This window comes from Pseudomonas chlororaphis (genome assembly GCF_001921865.1).
Taxonomy (GTDB): Bacteria; Pseudomonadota; Gammaproteobacteria; order Pseudomonadales; family Pseudomonadaceae; genus Aquipseudomonas; species Aquipseudomonas chlororaphis_D.
The window spans coordinates 271,342-284,582 of the sequence record NZ_MSCT01000019.1 but is presented as its reverse complement, the minus strand read 5'-3'; the positions used below and the strand labels follow the sequence as shown (position 1 = coordinate 284,582).

The window sequence follows — 13,241 nt, the reverse complement described above, 5'->3', positions numbered from 1 at the left end:
GGCGTTCTACCTGGAAGATCAGCTCGCGCTGACCTTCAAGCCGATCAAACCGGCAATGATCAGCGCCACGCTGGCGATGCGGAACAGCGCCATGGACTCGCCGAACAGAATGATCCCGGCGATCACGGTGCCGACCGCGCCGACACCGGTCCAGATCGCATAGGCCGTGCCCAGCGGCAGTTCCTTCATGGCCAGCCCCAGCAAGCCGAGGCTGACCGCCATGGCGGCAACGGTCAGGACAGTAGGGAGAGGGCGGCTGAAACCGTCGGTGTACTTGAGGCCGACGGCCCAGCCCACTTCAAACAGGCCGGCAAAAAACAGAATGATCCAGGACATGATGACCTCCATCGATTGACGGGGTCGTCCCCAGGTTAATGACTCGATCGAGCCGCGAGGTCGTCCCCGCGTTGCGCAGTATAGTGCCCATCATTAATCCGGGGATCAAGCACTCATCTCAGTCGCCGGTTGGCTGAGCGGCTGGGGCGGGTTCGTTCTTTTCGCTCATGCGGCGGAACCAGGTCGAGAGCAGCGCCCCGGAAATGTTGTGCCAGACACTGAATAGCGCGCTGGGTACCGCCGCCAGGGGCGAGAAGTGCGCGCTGGCCAGGGCGGCGCCGAGGCCGGAGTTCTGCATGCCGACTTCCAGGGCCAGGGACTTGCGTTGCGCCAGCGGTAGCTTGAACAGGCGGCCGGTGAAATACCCCAGCAGGTAACCGAAGCTGTTGTGCAGCATCACCACGGCCATGATCAGCAGGCCGGATTCGGCGATTTTCGCCTGGCTGGCGGCTACCACGGCGGCGACGATGATCACGATGCTGACCACCGACACCAGCGGCAATACCTCCACCGCATGTCGTACCCGTGCGCCAAGCACGCGCTGGGCCACGACGCCGAGCACGATCGGCAGCAGCACCACTTGCAGGATCGACCAGAACAACTCCATGAACGAAACCGGCAGCCAGGCCGAGGCCAGCAGCCAGATCAGCGCCGGCGTCAGCAGCGGGGCAAGCAGGGTGGTGACGGCGGCGATCGCCACTGACAGCGCCAGGTCGCCACGGGCCAGCCAGGTCATGACATTCGACGACGTGCCGCTCGGGCAGCAGCCGACCAGGATCACGCCGACGGCGATTTCCGGCGGCAGTTGAAAAACCTGGCATAGCAACCAGGCCATGCCCGGCATGATCACGAAGTGCGCGACCACGCCCAGGGCCACGCGCCAGGGATGGCGAGCGACTTCGGCGAAGTCTTCGAGTTTCAGGGTCAGGCCCATGCCGAACATCACCAGGCCCAACAGTGGCACGATGGCGCCCTTGAGGCCGATGAACCAGCCCGGTTGCAAGAACGCCAGCACCGCGAAAATCAGTACCCAGTAGGCAAAGGTATTGCCGACAAAACGACTCAATGCTGCCAGTGCACGCATGGCCTGTTCCTTCTTGTATGAAAACGCCACCGAAAAGCGGTGGCGTCCGAAATACCCCTGCAGGAGCGAAGCTTGCTCGCGATAGCGTCAGTGGCCGCCCAGCAGGGGGATGACAGGCGTCAGATACCTTGCGGAATCTCCTCGCCGCCCAAGGCCTCGAACAGCGCCGGGAGGAAGTCGCCGAAAGTCAGCATCATCAGGGTGAAGCTGGCATCCAGCTGGCCGAGGGCTTCATCGCCACCGTCCTGTTCCGCCTGATCCTGCAGCAGGTCCTCGAACTTCAGGCGCTTGACGGTCATTTTGTCGTCGAGCATGAAGGACAGTTTTTCCTGCCAGGCCAGCGACAGCTGGGTGACCACTTTGCCAGTGCTCAGGTGCAGCTGGATTTCTTCGCTGGTCAGGTCCTGGCGCTTGCAACGGACGATGCCGCCATCTTCGTGGGTATCGCGCAGCTCGCACTCGTCGAGCACGAAGAAGTCGTCGGCGGCCTGTTGGGTCTTCACCCAGTCGGTCATGATCGCGGTCGGCGCAGTTTTTACGGTCAGCGGCCGCACAGGCAGGGTGCCGAGCACTTCGCGCAGGGTGGAGAGCAGGTCTTCGGCGCGTTTCGGGCTGGCCGAGTTGACCAGGATCAGCCCTTGTTTCGGCGCGATGGCGGCGAATGTCGAGGAGCGGCGGATAAAGGCGCGCGGCAGGAACGCCTGGATGATTTCGTCCTTGATCTGGTCGCGTTCCTTTTTATAGACCTTGCGCATCTGCTCGGCTTCGATCTCTTCGACCTTTTCCTTGACGGCGTCGCGTACCACGCTGCCCGGCAGGATGCGCTCTTCCTTGCGCGCTGCCACCAGCATGAAGTCCTGGCTGACATGGACCAGCGGGGCATCTTCGCCTTTGCCGAACGGCGCGACGAAACCGTAAGTGGTCAGCTCCTGGCTTGCACATGGACGCGCCAGTTTGGTGGCGAGTGCGGTTTCCAGCGCCTGCGCATCAACAGGCAGATCTTGGGTCAGTCGATAGACAAGCAGGTTCTTGAACCACATGGGGTGAGTCTCTCCTTTATACAAAGGGGGGCATTATTCTCCGCGCAGCTCCATAGGCCAACCCTCCGCTAAGCCTTTGGAAGGCCTGAAAAAATTATTTTAAAAAGTGCTTGCCAGAGTAGGGGACGCTCCGTAGAATGCGCGCCACACCGAACGTGAAGGGTGATTAGCTCAGCCGGGAGAGCGTCTGCCTTACAAGCAGAATGTCGGCGGTTCGATCCCGTCATCACCCACCATTCGCTTTCAGTGTTACGCGCAGCGGTAGTTCAGTCGGTTAGAATACCGGCCTGTCACGCCGGGGGTCGCGGGTTCGAGTCCCGTCCGCTGCGCCATATTCGATGATCTGGAACACTGAACGCCAGGTCATCACGGAAAGCCCGCTAACGCGGGCTTTTTTGTGCCTGTGTTTATTGCGTGGGTACATGGCGCATCGAAATTCAGCTTTTTTTGATAATTTTATTATTTAAATCAGCACGTTATGAATTTCTGTGTAATAATGCGCCCCGCAACGAAGGTAAAGGGTGATTAGCTCAGCTGGGAGAGCGTCTGCCTTACAAGCAGAATGTCGGCGGTTCGATCCCGTCATCACCCACCACTTTCAGCGCTACGCGCAGCGGTAGTTCAGTCGGTTAGAATACCGGCCTGTCACGCCGGGGGTCGCGGGTTCGAGTCCCGTCCGCTGCGCCATATTCGATGAGTTGGAATACTGAACGCCAACTCATCACAGAAAGCCCGCTAACGCGGGCTTTTTGCTGTCTGGGGGGATGAATGCTCCCTGGAAAAGCGGCCCTGGTGGCCGCTTTTTTCGTTTATGGATCACTGCTCGGCGTTGCGGCTGTGGCGGTAGTCGCTGACTGCTTCGTAGACCGCCTTGCGCAGGCGGTTGATACCGCCGACAGGGCGATGCGCTTCCAGCCCGAACCAGGGGTTGAAGGACAGGTTGTCGCATTGCAGGTTCTGCTGCGGGGTATCGAAGTCCTGGGCGGGGACCTTGATCCGTGCCACGCTTTCGAAGGGCGCATCGCTTTCTCGCCATTCGATGCTGGTGTCTTCGATGGGCATGTAGCGGCTTGGGTCCTGGCGTTGTACCTGCAATACAAAGCAGGCCGGCACACGATCGGTCGACAATTGCTGGTTCAGGGCATTGCGCAGGAAGTTGGGCAGGGCCTGGTTTTGTGCGGGGAGGGTGTAGGCCGGGCAGCTGTCCGGATCAGGTACGACGCGGAACTTGGCGTTGGCGGTGCCGAGCTTGTAAGGCGATACCGAAAAATAGCGGGTTTGCGTCGGGCTGGCCGGAGGCGGCGCCAGCGTCGCCAGGGCAATGAACAGGTGACGGACCTGCCAGGTGCGTGGATCCCAGCCGGGGAAAAACGCCCCGATCTTTTTCCCGTCCGCCTGTGCGGCGATATTCTGCCGGTACTCGGCGACATCGCTGACGAAGAAGTTCGGATGGTTGAACATCACGAAATCCTGTTCGCCACGGCTCTGTTGGTCTTTCAATAACTGAGGGCCGGGCACGTTCAACAACTTGATCGCCATCCCGCGGGCATCGCGAATGCTGTCGAACTGCGGATAGGCATTGCCGTTGGAGAGCCGCACCACGGCCTGCCAGGTCTTGCCGGGTTCGGCGAACACGCCTTGGCGCAGCGGCGCTGCCAGCGGGTCGAGCACCTGGACCTCGGCTTTCACGCAACCATGGGCTTTGGCATGGGCGTCGCGCAGGTAACGGGTGTTATCCCGGTGCTGATCGACGATGCGGACAGCGGTCTGGATGATGTCCTGGGTCATGGCGGCTTCGCCGGGCGGGATCTGTTCTTCGGTCGAGACCGGTCCCTGATAGCGCCAGATCGACCAGGCGCTGTTCAGCGCCCAGCCGAGCAGGGCAACGAGTGCCAGCAGCAGGAGTGTCTTGAGCAGCAGGGCGCCGAGGCGCAGCCACAGGGCGATCAGCATGAAACGCTCCTCTTGATGAATGCCACGGTCATGGCAATTGCGCCTCCAGCGGGCCGCCCAGGACTTTCAGGTACTCCAGCAGCGCCCAGCGCTCCTCGGGCAGCAGCAGGCGGCCGATCACTCCGTTACCGCGTTTGCCGGCACGGAATTCATGGCCGCTGTTGTGGTTGCCGCTGATCCGGGTATCGAACAGGAAGCCGTTCTTGAACGGTTCGGTACGGTAGCCCAGGTGCTGCGGGTCGTATTCGAAGGTGCCTTTATAGAAGGTGCCGGCGCGTTCGGCTTGAGGCGAAAGCAATTGGTAAAGGCTGGGAACCGAACCGTTATGCAGGAACGGCGGGGTGGCCCAGACCCCGGCCAGGGGACGTGCCTTGTAGGCGCGCAATTCGCGCACGCCGATCGGCAGGCCGTAGCCGTCGAGTCGCGGCCGTTCTGCAGGAGTCACCTTCGCGTCGCGGTAGGCGCGTTCCTCGACGAAGGCCGTGACATAGGCCAGGCCCTTGGCCGCGGACAGTTGGCGCATGTCCAGCGGTTCGCCGGGCGCAGGGTGCAGTTGGACGTTCGATTGGGCCAGCTCGGCGGCATCCCATTGCAATGCGCTCAGGTCGTAGCGTTGGTCGGCAATATTGTTGGCGGTGTTGGGGTCGGTGCCGATCACCGCCACTGGCAGCATCTTCAGTTGTTGTACGGGCCGCCCGTTGCTTTCGGTAATTGCCGGGACATGGCAGCCCGCGCAGTTTTCGGCGAACAGCGTTCGCCCTTTGGCGGCCAGGGTTTTGTCGATGTTGCCGAACAGTGCTTCGGGCCAGCTCGGCGGTTTCAGTCGCTGCAAGGTTTCTTCGATGCGATTGAGGTCGCGCACCCGCACGCTCGACGGGTACCGGGCATCGCCCTTGAGCGGCTGGCCCTGGGCATCGAAGAAGTTCAGGGTCGCGCCGACCCCCAACGCCTCACCGATATTGCGCGCCATGGGCTGCTGGGCCGAGCCGTTCCACTGGACCCAGTCGAAGGTCCAGATGTCCCACAGCTGGGGGTAGTCCACCGGCGCGTTGGCCACCCTATAGTTGTCGGGGGAAATGGCGTCGCCGAAGCTGGCATTGGCGATCCGGCCAAAGGCGTCGGTGCGTCCGGGGCCTTCCTCGGTGGGGTAGAGGCCGCGATGGGTGTCGTTCCAGGCGACGCGCAGGAAGGTGTCCAGCGACGTCTTGACGTCCTTGTGCAGTTGTTCGCGTTCAGCGTCGTAGTTCTGGCCCAGCACGGTGCGGGCGAAGCGCTCGAATTTCCATGGGTTGTAGTAGGTCGACGCCAGGCTGGCGACGAGGGCCTGGCCGAAGCTGCCGCCGCGCAATGTGGGCACGCTGGAAGGCAAGACATGTCGCGCCGAACCGCCGTCGATCCGCAGCGCTTGCTGCTTGTAGCGCAGTTCGCCGGTGTGGCAAGCGGCGCAGGTGATGTCCAGGTACTGCTGTGTCTCGCCTGGGTTCTGATGACGGGTGAAGCCGACCGGCAGGTTCGCCGGATTGTCGACGCTGGCCTGCTGCGCCGGGTCGACCAGGAAGCCGAAGCGGGCCAGGTACTGCGGCGCGGCGAAGCGTTCGGTGGAGAAGGGTAGCTCCAGGGCGGCGAACCACTCGTACCGCAGGCCCTTCACTTGAGTGCCTTGAGGCGTGAAGTAGTAGGTCTGGCGGTCGGCGGCGCTCCATTGATCCTGGTAGTGCACCTGTTGGGGAGGCACGTAGTCGGGCAATGTCGGGTTGGCGACGTAGTACAGGGCCGCCGCCAGGGCAATGCCGGCCAGGGCGAGGATCAGGAGCAGAACACGGGATAAGAGGCGCAAGATAAACATCCTTGTCGAGTTATGGCTCCGTTATGCCTCAGGGCAAACTGCCGGACAAGTGGCCATTACGTCAGATGTCAGCCGAGCCTCATTCCGCGTGTCCGCAGGGGTGGCTTTTCGCACGCGATGCCATGGCTGGCGAAATGCTTTTAAACACGTGAACTTATCGGGTTAATCCGGCTCTCATGCCGGTAGCCATTGGTCGTGGCGGCCTGATAAGCTCGCGGCTTTACTCGATTGCCCTTTAGGCGCATGAACAAGGAAATAGCATGAAACAGCATCGGTTAGCGGCGGCGGTAGCCCTGGTTAGCCTGGTACTCGCGGGTTGTGACTCGCAGACCAGCGTGGAGCTGAAAACCCCGGCGCAGAAAGCTTCCTATGGTATCGGCCTGAACATGGGCAAAAGCCTTGCCCAGGAAGGTATGGATGACCTGGATTCCAAAGCGGTAGCCCAGGGCATCGAAGATGCCATCGGCAAGAAAGAACAGAAGCTGAAAGACGACGAACTGGTCGAAGCCTTCGCGGCGCTGCAAAAGCGTGCCGAAGAGCGCATGGCCAAGGTCAGCGAAGAGTCGGCAGCCGCCGGCAAGAAATTCCTCGAAGAAAACGGCAAGAAGGCTGGCGTGACCACTACCGCCTCCGGCCTGCAATACGAAGTATTGAAAAAAGCCGATGGCGCCCAGCCCAAGCCAACCGACGTGGTGACTGTCCACTACACCGGCACCCTCACCAACGGCACCGTATTCGACAGCTCGGTCGAGCGCGGCAGTCCGATCGATCTGCCGGTCAGCGGCGTGATCCCAGGTTGGGTCGAAGGCCTGCAGTTGATGCACGTCGGCGAGAAGTACAAGCTGTACATCCCAAGCGATCTGGCCTACGGCGCACAGAGCCCGAGCCCGGCCATTCCGGCCAACTCGGTTCTGGTGTTCGAGCTGGAACTGCTGGGTATCAAGGATCCAGCGAAACAAGACGACGCCAAGTAACGTTTGGCTGGTTCAACGACAACGCCCCGTCCTCACGGGGCGTTGTCGTATCTGCGTGTCGGCGGGAAAAAATGCGAACTGGCGGCAGAGGGCATAGTCTTAACAGGACGCGCCATGGCTAGCCGCACGAGGCTGCCAAGTCAATGAAATAATGGGTTTTTTTATGTGAGTAAAAAACGCCCGATCTGAGCCGAGCCCTTGTAAAACGGGGCTTTCAGCTGTGAAAAGCGGCTCTGTTCACAAGGTTATCCACAATTTGTGTGGATAACATTTCAGTGGGAGTGACGATGAAAGCGCCCTGGAATTTTGCCCGTTTCCTACCCCTGGCCGGCCGCCTGCTCAGCCGTGGCCGGCTGCCTACGCTGTTGTTCGCCGTGGCCAGCAAGGGCACCCAGCAGGGTGGCCGGCTTGGCAAGCTCAAGGACGACCTGCGCCTGCTGCAAGCCTTGTGCCTGGCCTACTGGCGCGGCGAGTATCGTGCCATCAGCCCCAAGGCGTTGTTGTCGGTGGTCGCCGGCCTGATGTACTTCCTCAGCCCGGTGGATGCCATTCCGGACTTCCTGCCGATGTTCGGCATGCTCGACGATATTGCCGTTCTGGCCTGGATCATGAAAACCCTGGATGGCGAGCTCAGTGCGTTTCGTGCCTGGCGCAATCGCCAGAGTCCGCAGAAGCTGGCGGTGGTCGAGCGACTGCCCGATACCCGGGAACAACTGCAACTGGAAGGCCCGAAAAGAAACTGAGATAAATCGGGATCCAACACATCGATGCCCCCGCGACCTTAGTGACTGTTAGGATTACACTTCATAAGGAAAAGTCCGACTCGTTATGTGTCGTTGTCCTACGGGGTAGTAATGGATATTCAGATAATTGCACGCGATGGCGAGCCCGAGTACGCGGTGCTGCCATGGGCTCAGTATCAGGCGTTGCTAAAAGCAGCAGGTATCACCGATCAATCTTCGCGAGAAGCCAAGGCACCTATCGCGACCACAACCGACCAGCCGCTTCCCGGTCTGGATCAACTCCGCAGTTTGCGTGAAGCCAAGGGGATCGCCATCGAGGCGCTTGCCCGTACGGTAGGTATCAGTCCGTCTTATCTGGCCATGATCGAAAGCGGTGAGCGTCAACCGGACGCCGCGATACGCCGCAGCCTGGCCTGGGAATTGACGGTTCCGGGTTGGAGGGATGAATCGTGAGCGTAAGGATCAGTCGTCAACACTGGGACGGCCTGTTGGGTGAACTCGACCAGGCCCGTCGGCAACGCCATCTTTTGACCTATCGCGCTCTGCTTGAGCGCTTGCAGCTACCCAGCCCCGCCATGCAGACCCTCACCGCGGCCCTCGAACACCTGGCCGCGCTGGATGCCCGTGCGGAGCAGCCACTGCGCAGCTCGCTGGTGATCAGCCAGGGGGCGAGCCGTTTGCCGCGCACCGGTTTTTTCGAGTGTGTGGAGCGCCTCGGGCGTTTTTCCGGACCGTCCGACGGGGTGGCGGCCGCGTCGTGGCACGCCTCGGAAGTGGTGCGTGTGTTCGAGTACGAATACCCCGAATCGGCGGAGGCCTGAATGTTCTGGCGCCTCAAGGCACGGGTCGGTTACTGGCTGGCCCGTCGGTTGTTTCATTGGTCCTGGTTTGTCCGCCAACCCCGAGGCTGGCACTGGCTGGAGGGACAGCTGGCGCGCATGGCGAACCTGGGTGATGTCGGTGCGCAGAGCTTTTATGGGCATATCCTGACCTTTCGGGGCCAGGGCCTGGGAGCTCGCGAGGAAGGCATACGCCTGTTGCGTCTGGCGGCGCTCGCCGGGGACGGCAAGGCGGCCTACCAGGTGGGCGTCATCAGCCTGGCCGGTTCGCCCAGCAAGGCTGCGGACCCTGCCGAAGCAGCCCGTTGGTGGACGCTGGCGGCGAAGGCCGGTCATCCCTTGGCCGAGGTCAAGCTGGCGCAGCTGAATCCGTCGGGTCCGCTACACGAGCCTCATCAGCGGTAAAGGCTACTTCTCGGCTGTCGATCACATGAATGCTGTACCCCGGCACGTTCTTGGCGTGGTGCTTGGCTTGCGACGCCAGTTCGGCCAGGTGGCTGGCGTCGAGTTGTCCACAGGCCTGGGGATACAGGTGCACCACGCCGATGGACAGTGATAGCAAGGCGAACTCCTGGCGGACGCCCTGGCGGTTGGGGGCGATGAAGCACCCGGCTTCCAGGTGTTCGCTGCGGTAGAAGCGCCGGCACTGGCTATGGAAGTCGTCCAGCAGCTGGCTCAAGCGTTTTTGCCAATCCTCGGGACCCAGCACCAGGAGAAAGTCGTCGCCGCCGATATGGCCGACGAAGTCGCGGCTCGGGTCCACCCGGTCATTCAGGCACTGCGCCAGGCACAACAGCACCTCATCGCCACGGCCGTAGCCATAGATGTCGTTGAAGGGCTTGAAGCTGTCGATATCCACATAGCAGATCAGCGACTCGCGCCCTTGTTGCAGCAGGTGGGTCAGGCATTGCTGGATTGGCACGTTGCCAGGCAGCAGGGTCAGGGGGTTGGCGTAGCGTGCCTGCTGGATCTTCAGTTCGGTAATCAACTTGAGTACGTCGATCACCCGCCCCAGGCCCAGGTAACCGCCATTGAGGGTAATGATGAAATCCTCTTCGATCCGTTGCCTGGCACGACTGGTGATCAATCGGCTGACCTGCTGCAGGGACTGGCTGAGCTCCACCGCCAGGAAGTCATCGTTCATCAGGCGGCTGATGGGTTTGCGGGCAAACAGGTCGGTGGCGAAGGGTTTGAGCAGGGCGTTTGACAGCGAATGGCGATGCACGATGCCACAAGGTTGTCCCTGCGGGTCGAGTACTGCCAGGGAGTTGAGGTTGGCCTGGCGTCGGAAGGCCTCCAGCACCGTGGCTGTCGGCGTGTCCCGGGTTACCGCCGGTTGTTCGTTGAGCAGGGCGCTGAGGTCGCTGCCTTCGTCGTTGAGCGTTGTGCTGGTGTTTTCGCGTCTGGGCAGCAGGCCGCGACCATCGCGGGGCGGTTGCTCCTGAGGGCGACAGAGCAGGTAACCTTGCAGCAGGTCGACGCCCATTTCCGTGAGCACCTCCAGTTCTTCCATGACTTCGATCCCTTCGGCGATGACTTGGGCGCGCGAAGCCTTGGCTATTTGCAGGATTGAGCCGACGAACTCGCGCTTGAGGGCGTCCTGATGGATGCCGTCGATGAAGTGTCGGTCGATCTTCACGTAGTCCGGGCGCAGCTCGGACCACAGGCGCAAGCTCGAATAGCCGGCGCCGAGGTCGTCCAGGGCGATCGAGAACCCCATGTCCCGATAATGGTGCAGCGCGTTTTGCAGCAATTGGAAGTCGTCGATCGGTGTTTGCTCGGTGAGTTCGATCACCACCTGGCTTGGTGGAATCCCGAAGTCTTGCAACAGTTGCAAGGTCCGACCGGGTTGGTGGGTGGTCTCCAGCAGGGATTCCGGAGAGACGTTGAGAAACAGCTTGCCGGGCAGTTGCTGCTCGCTGAAGTGCTTGCAGGCGCTCTGGCGGCAGGCGATTTCCAGCTCGCTGAGGCGTCCGGCCTGGCGGGCCACGGCAAACAGGGCGACGGGGGAGTGCAGGGGGCTGTTGGACGGGCCGCGACTCAGGGCTTCGTAGCCGAGGATGCGCCGTTCGGAGAGGCAGATGATCGGTTGGAACAGGCTGTGCAAACCGCTTTGAGCCAGGATTGAACTCAAGGCACTCAGCTGTTCGGTCGTGGTCATGGTGATCTCTGTCGATAAAAAAGGACCGGGCGAGCTCTTGGTTCTAGAGCTGCGCCCGGTCCTTTATTTCACGACAGAATGATGACTGTATGATGACGCTCCGAGGAGCGTCGGCATTAAATTGCCATTGCGTCAGTGCTTGGCAACCGCAGTGTTGAGCTTCAGGTAATCGAGAAGGATACGCCCGGTTTCGCTCAGGTAGGCATCGTCTTCCGGCTTGGTCTTGTCCGGATCGGCGGCCGCGATGGCGTCGTCGTCTTCCTTCTTCAGTTCCTTGAGCGGCTCTTCGCCCTTGGCTTTGCGGCGGATGTTTTCCAGCGCCAGTTGCTTGGCCTCGATGTCGGCATGCTGCGCCCGACGCTCGGCTTCGTTGAGGCTGACGGTCTTCTCGGCCATCAGCTTCTTGGCCAGGGCCAGCTTGTCGCGGATGAAGACGAACTCGGCGTCCTTGGCCGAGCGCAGGTCATGCTCGGATTTCAGTTGCGCGAGGAACGGCTTGAACGGATCCACCGCCGGCTTGATGGCTGGGCGGATGGTGTCCCACGGCATGGCTTCGGGCAGTGCGCTTTCGCCGATTTCCTTGGTGTCGATGATCGACGGGTAATCGATGTCCGGCAGTACGCCCTGATGCTGGGTGCTCTGCCCGGAAACCCGGTAGAACTTGGCCAGGGTCAGTTTCAGCTCGCCATGGTTCAGTGGCTGGATGGTTTGCACGGTGCCTTTGCCGAAGGTCTGGCCACCGATGATCAGCGCGCGGTGATAGTCCTGCATCGCCCCGGCGAAAATCTCCGAAGCCGACGCCGAGAGGCGGTTGACCAGCAGCGCCATCGGGCCCTTGTAGAAGGCGCCGGGGTTTTCATCTTCCAGTACATCGACCCGGCCGTCGGCGTTGCGCACCAGTACGGTAGGGCCCTTGTCGATGAACAGGCTGGTCAGCTCGGTGGCTTCCTGCAGGGAGCCGCCGCCGTTGTTGCGCAGGTCGATGACCACGCCGTCGACCTTGTCTTTCTGCAACTCGGTCAGCAGCTTCTTCACGTCGCGGGTGGTGCTCTTGTAGTCCGGATCGCCGGCACGGAAGGCCTTGAAGTCCAGGTAGAAGGCCGGGATCTCGATCACCCCGAGCTTGTAGTCCTTGCCGTCCTGCTTGAGGTTGAGGATCGACTTCTTCGCCGCCTGTTCCTCGAGCTTCACCGCTTCGCGGGTGATGGAGACGATCTTGCTGGTCTGGTCGTTCGGCGCGTTGCTCGCCGGAATGACTTCCAGGCGTACCACCGAGCCTTTCGGGCCGCGGATCAGCTTGACTACTTCGTCCAGGCGCCAGCCGACCACGTCGACCATTTCCTTGTCGCCCTGGGCTACGCCAATGATCTTGTCCGCCGGGGCCACTTGCTTGGTCTTGTCCGCAGGGCCGGCCGGCACCAGGCGCACGACCTTGACCTGGTCGTTGTCGCTTTGCAGCACGGCGCCGATGCCTTCCAGCGACAGGCTCATGTTGATGTCGAAGTTTTCCGCGTTATCCGGTGACAGATAGTTGGTGTGCGGGTCGTAGGACATGGCAAAGGTGTTGATGTAGGCCTGGAAGATGTCTTCGGCACGGGTCTGGTCCAGGCGCGCCAACTGGTTCTTGTAGCGCTTGGTCAGGGTTTCCTGGATCTGCTTGGGTTCCTTGCCGGCGATCTTCATGCGCAGGACTTCGTCCTTGACGCGCTTGCGCCACAGATCGTCGAGTTCGGCGGTGGTCTTGAGCCACGGCGCGTCCTTGCGATCGATCAGCAGGGTTTCCTTGGTGGTGAAATCGAACTTGTCGACGCCTTTGTCCAGCTCGGCCAGGGCGAAGTCCAGGCGCGCCTTGACGCGGTCCAGATAGCGCTTGTAGATGGTGAAGCCGGCGTTCAGGTCACCGCTTTTGAGGAAGTCGTCGAACTGGGTTTTCCACTTGTCGAATTCCGCGATATCGCTGGCCATGAAGTAACTGCGCGACGGGTCCAGCAGCTTCAGGTAGCTGTCGTAGATGATCGCCGAGCGCGCGTCGTCCAGAGGTGGCTTGCTGTAGTGATGACGCTTGAGCAACTCGACGACATTCAGGCTGGCAATCACCTCGTCGCGATCGGGCTGAAGTTTGTCCCAGCTATTGGCTGCGAACGAATTGGTCGACATCGGCAACAGGCCGAGACCAATGAAAAGAGCGAGGGCGGTGCTGGGGAACAAATGCTTCATGCTGATTCGACGCGGGGGCAATTGATAACGCATATTAGGCCGTCTTTG

At 61.2% G+C, this 13,241-nt stretch carries 12 protein-coding genes and 4 tRNA genes; 9 read left to right on the top strand and 7 right to left on the bottom strand.

Annotated elements, in window-relative coordinates; translation table 11 throughout:
* Nucleotides 1-18: 18 nt before the first annotated feature.
* The 3 genes from sugE to rdgC all read right to left on the bottom strand — a co-directional run bounded on the left by sugE (nucleotide 19) and on the right by rdgC (nucleotide 2,460).
* Nucleotides 19-336 carry a quaternary ammonium compound efflux SMR transporter SugE gene (sugE, locus tag BTN82_RS21460; RefSeq protein ID WP_075121097.1) on the bottom strand — a complete coding sequence of 106 codons (318 nt, stop codon included), beginning with the start codon at nucleotides 334-336 and terminating at the stop codon, nucleotides 19-21.
* 118 nt (nucleotides 337-454) lie between these two features.
* Nucleotides 455-1,420 carry a bile acid:sodium symporter family protein gene (locus tag BTN82_RS21455; protein WP_075121096.1) on the bottom strand — a complete coding sequence of 322 codons (966 nt, stop codon included), beginning with the start codon at nucleotides 1,418-1,420 and terminating at the stop codon, nucleotides 455-457.
* 119 nt (nucleotides 1,421-1,539) lie between these two features.
* Nucleotides 1,540-2,460, bottom strand: a complete 921-nt coding sequence (rdgC, locus tag BTN82_RS21450) for a recombination-associated protein RdgC (RefSeq protein WP_075121095.1) — start codon at nucleotides 2,458-2,460, stop codon at nucleotides 1,540-1,542.
* Between the two features lie 160 nt (nucleotides 2,461-2,620).
* Here rdgC and BTN82_RS21445 point away from each other — a divergent pair.
* The 4 genes from BTN82_RS21445 (at nucleotide 2,621) to BTN82_RS21430 (ending at nucleotide 3,147) form a co-directional block, all read left to right on the top strand.
* Nucleotides 2,621-2,696: transfer RNA gene (locus BTN82_RS21445), tRNA-Val, on the top strand.
* A 19-nt stretch (nucleotides 2,697-2,715) separates the two neighbouring features.
* Nucleotides 2,716-2,792 (top strand) — tRNA-Asp (locus tag BTN82_RS21440).
* A gap of 187 nt (nucleotides 2,793-2,979) precedes the next feature.
* Nucleotides 2,980-3,055 (top strand) — tRNA-Val (locus tag BTN82_RS21435).
* Between the two features lie 15 nt (nucleotides 3,056-3,070).
* Nucleotides 3,071-3,147, top strand: a tRNA-Asp gene (locus tag BTN82_RS21430).
* Nucleotides 3,148-3,276: 129 nt separating this feature from the next.
* On the opposite strand, the gene BTN82_RS21425 is transcribed toward BTN82_RS21430, so the two are convergent.
* Nucleotides 3,277-4,413: a catalase family protein gene (locus tag BTN82_RS21425; protein ID WP_075121094.1), complete on the bottom strand. Its 1,137-nt coding sequence runs from the start codon at nucleotides 4,411-4,413 to the stop codon at nucleotides 3,277-3,279.
* Between the two features lie 28 nt (nucleotides 4,414-4,441).
* Nucleotides 4,442-6,250 carry a di-heme-cytochrome C peroxidase gene (locus BTN82_RS21420; RefSeq protein ID WP_075121374.1) on the bottom strand — a complete coding sequence of 603 codons (1,809 nt, stop codon included), beginning with the start codon at nucleotides 6,248-6,250 and terminating at the stop codon, nucleotides 4,442-4,444.
* A 269-nt stretch (nucleotides 6,251-6,519) separates the two neighbouring features.
* On the opposite strand from BTN82_RS21420, the gene BTN82_RS21415 reads away from it, so the two are divergent.
* The 5 genes from BTN82_RS21415 to BTN82_RS21395 all read left to right on the top strand — a co-directional run bounded on the left by BTN82_RS21415 (nucleotide 6,520) and on the right by BTN82_RS21395 (nucleotide 9,220).
* The gene (locus BTN82_RS21415; protein WP_075121093.1) at nucleotides 6,520-7,233 is read left to right on the top strand and encodes an FKBP-type peptidyl-prolyl cis-trans isomerase; all 714 of its coding nucleotides are present in this window, start codon (nucleotides 6,520-6,522) and stop codon (nucleotides 7,231-7,233) included.
* 287 nt (nucleotides 7,234-7,520) lie between these two features.
* On the top strand, nucleotides 7,521-7,976 hold the full coding sequence (locus BTN82_RS21410) for a YkvA family protein (RefSeq protein ID WP_075121092.1): 456 nt from the start codon (nucleotides 7,521-7,523) through the stop codon (nucleotides 7,974-7,976).
* Nucleotides 7,977-8,087: 111 nt separating this feature from the next.
* The gene (locus BTN82_RS21405; RefSeq protein WP_075121373.1) at nucleotides 8,088-8,429 is read left to right on the top strand and encodes a multiprotein-bridging factor 1 family protein; all 342 of its coding nucleotides are present in this window, start codon (nucleotides 8,088-8,090) and stop codon (nucleotides 8,427-8,429) included.
* Complete coding sequence (locus BTN82_RS21400; protein ID WP_003179080.1) at nucleotides 8,426-8,797, top strand: hypothetical protein; 372 nt, start codon at nucleotides 8,426-8,428, stop codon at nucleotides 8,795-8,797. Before BTN82_RS21405 ends, BTN82_RS21400 begins: the two co-directional genes overlap by 4 nt.
* Nucleotides 8,798-9,220 (top strand): SEL1-like repeat protein, encoded by a 423-nt coding sequence (locus BTN82_RS21395; protein WP_075121091.1) that lies wholly within the window; start codon nucleotides 8,798-8,800, stop codon nucleotides 9,218-9,220.
* Here BTN82_RS21395 and BTN82_RS21390 read toward each other — a convergent pair.
* Nucleotides 9,165-10,976 carry a bifunctional diguanylate cyclase/phosphodiesterase gene (locus BTN82_RS21390; RefSeq protein ID WP_075121090.1) on the bottom strand — a complete coding sequence of 604 codons (1,812 nt, stop codon included), beginning with the start codon at nucleotides 10,974-10,976 and terminating at the stop codon, nucleotides 9,165-9,167. The two genes, BTN82_RS21395 and BTN82_RS21390, sit on opposite strands and share 56 nt — an antisense overlap.
* Before the next feature lie 132 nt (nucleotides 10,977-11,108).
* Nucleotides 11,109-13,193: a carboxy terminal-processing peptidase gene (locus BTN82_RS21385; RefSeq protein ID WP_186828428.1), complete on the bottom strand. Its 2,085-nt coding sequence runs from the start codon at nucleotides 13,191-13,193 to the stop codon at nucleotides 11,109-11,111.
* Nucleotides 13,194-13,241 lie beyond the last annotated feature (48 nt).

Bases quoted from the DNA above. Each gene is read 5' to 3' on its own strand.
- BTN82_RS21390 (WP_075121090.1), bottom strand. From the start codon at position 10,976: ATGACCACGACCGAACAGCTGAGTGCCTTGAGTTCAATCCTGGCTCAA.
- sugE (WP_075121097.1), bottom strand. From the start codon at position 336: ATGTCCTGGATCATTCTGTTTTTTGCCGGCCTGTTTGAAGTGGGCTGG.
- BTN82_RS21410 (WP_075121092.1), top strand. From the start codon at position 7,521: ATGAAAGCGCCCTGGAATTTTGCCCGTTTCCTACCCCTGGCCGGCCGC.
- BTN82_RS21455 (WP_075121096.1), bottom strand. From the start codon at position 1,420: ATGCGTGCACTGGCAGCATTGAGTCGTTTTGTCGGCAATACCTTTGCC.
- rdgC (WP_075121095.1), bottom strand. From the start codon at position 2,460: ATGTGGTTCAAGAACCTGCTTGTCTATCGACTGACCCAAGATCTGCCT.
- BTN82_RS21415 (WP_075121093.1), top strand. From the start codon at position 6,520: ATGAAACAGCATCGGTTAGCGGCGGCGGTAGCCCTGGTTAGCCTGGTA.
- BTN82_RS21425 (WP_075121094.1), bottom strand. From the start codon at position 4,413: ATGCTGATCGCCCTGTGGCTGCGCCTCGGCGCCCTGCTGCTCAAGACA.
- BTN82_RS21395 (WP_075121091.1), top strand. From the start codon at position 8,798: ATGTTCTGGCGCCTCAAGGCACGGGTCGGTTACTGGCTGGCCCGTCGG.
- BTN82_RS21385 (WP_186828428.1), bottom strand. From the start codon at position 13,193: ATGAAGCATTTGTTCCCCAGCACCGCCCTCGCTCTTTTCATTGGTCTC.
- BTN82_RS21405 (WP_075121373.1), top strand. From the start codon at position 8,088: ATGGATATTCAGATAATTGCACGCGATGGCGAGCCCGAGTACGCGGTG.